This window comes from Streptomyces sp. NPDC000941 (genome assembly GCF_053599555.1).
The window spans coordinates 1-2,987 of sequence record NZ_JBSFMM010000478.1 but is presented as its reverse complement, the minus strand read 5'-3'; the positions used below and the strand labels follow the sequence as shown (position 1 = coordinate 2,987).

General features: G+C 67.9%; 1 protein-coding gene. It reads left to right on the top strand.

Annotated features, from left to right (window positions below; all coding sequences use genetic code 11):
- On the top strand, window positions 1-2,987 hold a 2,987-nt coding region (locus ACWDSL_RS52830), incomplete at both ends, for a type I polyketide synthase (RefSeq protein WP_450496850.1).

Genomic DNA, 2,987 nt, shown 5'->3' with positions numbered 1-2,987 from the left:
ACACCCCGACCAACCCGAAACCCACACCACCCACACCGCACTCGCCCACCTCCACACCCACGGCCACCCCACCACCTGGCACCACCACACCCCCAACCCCACCCACCACCACCCAAACCTCCCCACCTACCCCTTCCAACACCACCACTACTGGCTTCATGTCTCCGAACCGCAAGGCGAGCAGCACACCCCCCGACCCATCTCGGCCGAACCACCCGCCACAGCCACTCTTCGTCAGCGGCTCTCCCACCAACCACCAGACGCGCAGCAGCAGACTCTTCTCAACGCCGTTCGCACGCACATCGCCAGCGTCCTTGGCCAGGGGAGCCCCGAGAACATCCACGCCGAGCGCGCGTTCAAGGAACTGGGCTTCACCTCGCTGACTGCCGTCCAGTTCCGCAATCGCCTGTGTGAGGCCACCGGGCTGGCCCTCGCACCGACCATCGTGTTCGACTACCCGAGCCCCGCCGCGCTCGTACAGCATTTGTGTCAGCAGTTGCTAGGTACGCGAGGCGAAACCGTCAGCCACGTCCCCCTCACGGCCGTTGGCACGGGCGAACCCATCGCAATCATCGGCATGGCGTGCCGCTACCCAGGAGACGTACAGACCCCAGAACAGCTGTGGGATCTGCTCGTGACCGAGCAGGACGCGATCTCCGGATTCCCGACCGATCGTGGCTGGGACCTCGACAACCTCTACGACCCGGATCCCGAGCGATTCGGAACGTCGTACACGAGGGAGGGGGGTTTTATTCACCAAGCGGGCGAATTCGACGCCGAATTCTTCGGCATCAGTCCGCGCGAGGCCCTGGCCATGGACCCTCAGCAGCGAATTCTTCTCGAGGTCTCCTGGGAAGCCTTCGAGCGAGCAGGCATCGACCCCACCTCGGTACGCGGCACTCAGACCGGGATCTTCGCCGGCCTGGCCTACCACGACTACGCGCAGCGCTTCCCGATCGCCCCCGAGGGGTTCGAGGGATACCTCGTTCATGGAAGCGCGGGCAGTATCGCCTCAGGGCGCGTCGCCTACACCCTCGGCTTGGAAGGGCCTGCGGTCACCGTGGACACGGCGTGTTCGTCGTCGCTGGTCGCCCTGCATCTGGCCTGCCAGGCACTGCGGTCAGCGGAATGCTCGATGGCCCTGGCCGGCGGGGTCACCGTGATGTCCACCCCGGCGGCCTTCATCGAGTTCTCCCGGCAGCGTGGGCTGTCTCCGGACGGTCGGTGCAAGGCGTTCTCCGCCACGGCCGATGGCACCGGCTGGGGCGAGGGTGCGGGCATGGTGCTGGTGGAGCGGCTCTCGGACGCGCAGCGGCTCGGGCATCCCATCCTGGCCGTGGTGCGAGGAACGGCGGTCAACCAGGACGGCGCCAGCAACGGACTCACCGCGCCCAACGGCCTCTCACAACAACGTGTCATCCGCCAGGCCCTCGCCAACGCCGAGCTGGCGCCAACCGCCATTGACGCAGTGGAGGGGCACGGTACGGGGACGACGCTGGGCGACCCGATCGAAGCCCAGGCCCTTCTGGCGACATACGGCCAGGACCGCTCCGCGGACCAGCCACTTTTGCTCGGCTCGATGAAGTCGAACATCGGACACGCACAGGCGGCGGCCGGGGTGGGCGGGATCGTCAAGATGGTACTGGCGATGCGGCACGGGGTCTTGCCGCGGACGTTGCACGTCCAGGAGCCGTCGCCGCATGTGGACTGGTCCTCGGGCGGAGTACGGCTGCTCACCGAGGCCACGCCCTGGCCCGACACCGGCCACCTCCGACGCGCCGGGGTGTCCTCCTTCGGTGTCAGCGGCACCAACTCGCACGTGATCCTCGAACAGGCACCACCGACCGAAGCCCCGGCAACCGGCGAAGGCGCCTCAACGCCGACAACACTGCTTGAACCGTGGCTTGTGTCCGCGAAGTCCGAGGAAGCGCTGCAAGCGCAGGCTCGACGGCTACACCAGTACCTCGCTTCGGCCCCACAACTCGACTTGGCCGATGTCGGGCATGCGCTGGCCACCGGTCGTACGGCCTTCGACCACCGTGCCGTACTCCTGGGCCCCGACCGCGAAGCCTTCATGGAAGCACTGGGGGCTCTGGAGGCCGGCGAGGAACACACCGGCCTCGTACAGGGCGTGGCCACCGGGGCGGGGAAGCTGGCGTTCGTGTGTTCCGGGCAGGGCACCCAGCGCCCTCGTATGGGACACGAGCTCTATCACGCGTTCCCGCTGTTCGCCGCAGCCATGGACGAGGCCTGCGCACACCTGGACCCGCACCTCGACCGGCCCCTGCGGGACGTCATGTTCGCCGAACCGGACAGCGACACCGATATGGCGCAGCTGCTGCACCAGACGGGCTACGCCCAGCCCGCGCTGTTCGCACTCCAGGTCGCCCTGCACCGGCTGGTCACCGAACACTACGGACTCACCCCCCACTACTACGCCGGCCACTCCCTCGGAGAGATCACCGCGGCCCACCTCGCAGGGATCCTCACCCTCCCCGACGCCGCCCGCCTGGTCACCACCCGCGCCCGCCTCATGCAGGCGCTCCCCACCACCGGCGCCATGACCACCCTCCAAGCCAACCCCGAAGAACTCCACGAACACCTCGCACGATACGAAGGGCGGGTGTCGCTCGCGGCCGTGAACGCGCCCGGGTCCGTGGTCATCAGCGGTGATCGCCACGAGGTAGACGCCATGGCCGAAATCTTCCGCGCCATGGGGCGCAAGGCCACTGCGCTGAAGGTCAGCGGCGCTTTCCACTCACACCACATCGACCCGCTTCTCGACGAACTCCGCGCCACCGCCGAAGCCCTCACCTACCACCCACCCCGCACCTCCCTGGTCACCACCGACCCCACCGACCGGGACCCCGCCACACCCGACTACTGGGTCCGGCAAACACGCCAGACCGTCCACTACGCCCACACCACCCAACAACTCCACACCCACGGCGTCACCACCTACCTCGAACTCGGCCCCGACACCACCC